General features: G+C 53.6%; 5 protein-coding genes. 4 read left to right on the top strand and 1 reads right to left on the bottom strand.

Going from position 1 to position 4300, the window contains the following annotated elements; all coding sequences use genetic code 11:
- The first annotated feature begins 226 nt into the window (after positions 1-226).
- Positions 227-556 (top strand): DUF1330 domain-containing protein, encoded by a 330-nt coding sequence (locus Q1B15_RS23195; RefSeq protein WP_093975497.1) that lies wholly within the window; start codon positions 227-229, stop codon positions 554-556.
- An 86-nt stretch (positions 557-642) separates the two neighbouring features.
- Entirely contained in the window at positions 643-1038 is a 396-nt protein-coding gene (locus Q1B15_RS23200; protein ID WP_299758595.1) for a VOC family protein, read from the top strand.
- Between the two features lie 399 nt (positions 1039-1437).
- On the opposite strand, the gene Q1B15_RS23205 is transcribed toward Q1B15_RS23200, so the two are convergent.
- On the bottom strand, positions 1438-2073 hold the full coding sequence (locus Q1B15_RS23205) for a hypothetical protein (protein WP_299758597.1): 636 nt from the start codon (positions 2071-2073) through the stop codon (positions 1438-1440).
- Between the two features lie 145 nt (positions 2074-2218).
- On the opposite strand from Q1B15_RS23205, the gene istA reads away from it, so the two are divergent.
- On the top strand, positions 2219-3748 hold the full coding sequence (istA, locus tag Q1B15_RS23210) for an IS21 family transposase (protein ID WP_299758599.1): 1530 nt from the start codon (positions 2219-2221) through the stop codon (positions 3746-3748).
- A partial coding sequence (locus tag Q1B15_RS23215; RefSeq protein WP_299758601.1) for an ATP-binding protein occupies positions 3738-4300 on the top strand: 563 nt, incomplete at its 3' end. The genes istA and Q1B15_RS23215, both read left to right, overlap by 11 nt.

Genomic DNA, 4300 nt, shown 5'->3' on the forward strand with positions numbered 1-4300 from the left:
AATGGCAGGAATGCGAAAGCTGCACTGCGGCGCTGGTTGATGGATCGAAAGGCTGGTCTGGGCCGTTCATGTTGGTCGGGGCGAGATCGTTTGGCAGGATGCTGCGATGCGGCTAACGGCAGCAAGGAGCCCAGAGCGGCCATTGAAAATGTGCAGACACGAAGCACCCTTCCGGGTAACGTAGAACTCCTAACGATGAACAACGAAACAAAAACGGGGAGTGAAGATGACAGTCTTCTTGATAGCTGATGTAAAAGTCACGGACGACGCCTGGATACCCGAGTATGCGAGCAAAGTTCACGACATCGTGGCGAAGCACGGTGGTAAGTATCTGTCGCGGAGTGGAAACATCGACACAATTGAGGGTGAGGGTCTCGACACGACTCTAATCGCCCTCATTCAGTTTCCTTCGCGCGAGGCTTTGGATGCATTTGCAAATGACCCTGAGTACGCTCCTTTTGGCAAGGCACGGCAAGCCGGCAGCGTAAGTCGCTTCCATGTCATCGATGATACTGATCTAGCCGGAGCAATCCCTTATCTTCCTGCGGCGGGCTAAGTACTTGGGCTCGAATTAGGAAAGTCCGAAAATGTCTCGGGGGCCTTGAGGTCCTTGAGACACCTATGATCCGAGGGATACCGCGAATGGCTAAAGCAATTCACAGCATGATCCGTGTGCTGGAGAGTGAGAGGTCCCTGGACTTCTATAAGAAGGCGTTCAGCCTGGAAGTTGCGGACATTTTCGATTTTGAGAGCTTCACTCTGATCTATTTGTCCAACAAGGAAACCGAGTTTGAACTCGAATTGACTGTGAACAAAGGACATGAAGGCTCTTACGAACTTGGGAACGGATATGGCCATATTGCCTTCAGCGTCGGCGATATCGAAGCAGAGCACGAGAGGCTTTCATCGCTAGGGTTCGCACCGGGTGACGTCAAATCTTTGGCCCACGAGGGTAAGAAGCTCGCGACGTTCTTCTTTTTAGAAGACCCTGACGGCTACAAAATCGAGATCCTCCAGCGCGAAGGTCGCTACCTATAGACTTTCAAACAACGGCCGGATCAAACGAATCCGACGGCGATTTTGTCCGCACACCGACGTTTTAGCCGACAAAAATGCTGCGCCATGCACGAATGGCCGCAATGACGGGCCGCGCTGCTGGATTTTGAGGTGGTGGCCAAAGGCGGCTAAGGGCCGTTCATGTTGGTCGGGGCGAGATCGTTTGGCAGGATCGCTGCGATGCGGCTCACGGCAGCAAGGAGCCCACAGCGGACAGGTATGAACGCCCCAAATGGACGAATGCTGCTTCCAACGGTTTGGTAAATTGGCCTCGGATTTTGAAAGGTATTCTCATTCATTTTAGGAAAATCCAAGTTCCGGACCCACACGTAAAATACCCGCATTTTCTGCGGACCCGTCCATTGCCAACTATGGCGTGAATTAGGTAGGCTCTTCTTCTACCTTCTCAGCCAAATAGAGTCCGCCGAAAGTGTCACCATCGAATGGGCCACCCAAGTTCTCGACGGTGCCATCGAACTCACCGATCGTCTTGTTGCCTGTGGACTCTGCGAAAACACCATTTAGATCACCGCTGACCGTCAATGTCTCTTCAGAGAATGTGACCGTTCCAATAATGCTGCCAGAATAGTAGCCATCTACAATATCTGCCGATCCGCCAAACTCACCTGTAATGGTTGGATTTTCGCCACCAGTTTCGATATCTGTTGGCGCGAATGTGTAGTTTACGTTGTTACCAGCAAATCTCACCTCCATAGTGACGTCCCCAACGATTGAGGTGCCATCACTATCAAGTTCCGCGCCAAATTTTCCAGCATATACACCGCGCGGAGACGTATCCACAGCGCTATCGCCATCTTCGTTGATCAACTGAACGTCTTCGAGAAGTTCCTGGAATGCTGACAGCAAAGCCTCGCGATCGGCTTCGTTTGGCAATTCGAGTTCCAAAAGTCCGCTTGAAATGACACTAACATCACCTCCGATGACTTTGTCGTTTGCGCTGCAGGCTGCGAGTGTCAGCACGAATACGCCAGCGATTGGCTTGCGAAGAGATTTCATATTTGGATGGCTCCCAATTAGACTGTGATTTCTGTTGATTTGCGTTGAGAACTGACCCGGTAGGCCCTTAAATTTTCACTGAGAATTGACCCATGTAACGACGCTACCCTGACGCTTTTGTTCAGGGGGATATGGAGTGATCGACATGGGATTTTTAAGTGTCATTCGACGTTGGGCATTGCGTGAAGAGATGCCAATTCGCGAGATAGCCAGGCGAACGGGCCTGTCTCGTAACACCATCAAGAAGTACCTGCGTGAAGGCGCGGTTGAGCCGAAGTTCAAGACCCCCAAGCGGCCAAGTAATCTAGATCCGTACGCGGATCGTTTGTCTACTTGGCTGCTGGCTCAGACACGCAAGTCGCGCAAAGAGCGGCGCACCGTAAAGCAAATGCACGCGGATTTGGTGAAGCTTGGTTACGAGGGATCGTATGCACGCGTGGCCGCCTTTGCGCGTGCATGGCGAGCAGACCGGCATCGCGCTGAACAGACGACGGGGCGCGGCACGTTTGTGCCTTTGGTCTTCCAGCCCGGTGAAGCGTTCCAGTTCGACTGGAGCGAAGACTGGGCCAATATTGGCGGCGAACGTGTCAAACTGCAGGTGGCCCATACGAAGCTGTCGCACAGCCGGGCATTCTTGGTGCGCGCGTATCCATTACAGACACACGAGATGCTGTTCGATGCCCATTGGCATGCGTTCCGCGTGTTCGGTGGTGTGCCCGGACGCGGAATCTACGATAACATGAAGACTGCTGTTGATCGGGTTGGCCGTGGTAAACAGCGCGACGTCAACGCGCGGTTCAAGGCGATGGCCAGTCACTATGTCTTTGAGCCTGAGTTTTGTAACCCAGCGGCGGGCTGGGAGAAGGGCCAGGTCGAGAAGAACGTCCAGGATGTACGCAATCGCATGTGGCAAGTCATGCCAGTCTTCAAGGATCTGGATGAGTTGAACCAGTGGCTGGAAGACCGCTGTATCGCACTTTGGTCTGAGACACCGCATCGGGATATGCAGGGCACTATTGCCGACGCTTGGGAAGCGGAGAAGCCCATGTTGATGGCATTGCCACCAGCCTTCGATGGTTTTGTTGAACACAGTAAACGTGTGTCGCCGACATGTTTGATCACCTTCGAGCGCAATCGCTACAGCGTGCCTGCCAGTTTTGCCAACCGGCGCGTCAGCTTGCATGTTTATCCAGAACGGCTGGTCATAGTGGCCGAGGGACAAACCGTTTGCACACATGAGCGCATCATAGATCGATCACACCGTAAACCTGGTCGGGTTATCTACGACTGGCGGCACTACCTCGCTGTAATCCAACGCAAACCCGGTGCCCTGCGCAACGGCGCACCGTTCATTGAGATGCCAGATGCCTTCCGCAGCCTGCAAGGTCACATGCACCGCAGAGAAGGCGGTGACCGCGAGATGGTCGATATCTTGTCATTGGTTCTGCACCACGATGAGGATGCCGTTTTGTGTGCCGTAGAATTAGCGTTGGAAGCTGGCGTGCCGACCAAAACCCACATTCTGAACTTGCTGCACCGACTGATCGACGGAACACATACTGATCTTCCAGAGGTCGACCCACCCGATGCACTGGCGTTGGAAACAGCGCCAAAGGCAAACGTGGGCCGTTATGATGATCTGAGACCGGCTGGGGAGAAGCGCCATGCGTCATGACCCAGCAGGAGCCTCAATTGTAATCATGCTGCGCAGCCTCAAGCTCTATGGCATGGCGAACGCGGTGGAAGATCTGGTTGCCCAAGGTGGCCCAGCTTTTGACGCCGCAACACCGATGTTGTCCCAACTGCTCAAAGCCGAGATCGCTGAACGGGAAGTACGTTCAATCGCATATCAAACAAAGGTGGCCCGCTTCCCGTCGTACAAGGACCTTGCTGGCTTTGACTTCAAATCCAGCGACATCAATGAAGCCACTGTCCGGCAGTTACACCGATGCGAGTTCATGGAGAATGCTGAGAACGTTGTGCTCATCGGTGGACCTGGAACGGGCAAGAGCCATGTCGCGACGGCCATCGGCGTTCAGGCCATTGAGCACCATCGGCGTAAGATTCGCTTCTACTCAACCGTCGAACTGGTCAACGCATTGGAACAGGAAAAGGCGCTCGGAAAGACCGGAAAGATGGCAGAGATGATGACCAAAATTGATCTCGTGATTTTGGACGAACTTGGCTACTTGCCGTTCAGTCCATCCGGCGGCGCACTGCTGTTCCA

It is taken from the genome of uncultured Boseongicola sp. (assembly GCF_937988555.1).
Taxonomy (GTDB): Bacteria; Pseudomonadota; Alphaproteobacteria; order Rhodobacterales; family Rhodobacteraceae; genus Boseongicola.

What these genes read in the sequence shown, in the direction of transcription:
- Q1B15_RS23195 (WP_093975497.1), top strand. Translation starts at nt 227, where the DNA reads ATGACAGTCTTCTTGATAGCTGATGTAAAAGTCACGGACGACGCCTGG.
- Q1B15_RS23200 (WP_299758595.1), top strand. Translation starts at nt 643, where the DNA reads ATGGCTAAAGCAATTCACAGCATGATCCGTGTGCTGGAGAGTGAGAGG.
- Q1B15_RS23205 (WP_299758597.1), bottom strand. Translation starts at nt 2,073, where the DNA reads ATGAAATCTCTTCGCAAGCCAATCGCTGGCGTATTCGTGCTGACACTC.
- istA (WP_299758599.1), top strand. Translation starts at nt 2,219, where the DNA reads ATGGGATTTTTAAGTGTCATTCGACGTTGGGCATTGCGTGAAGAGATG.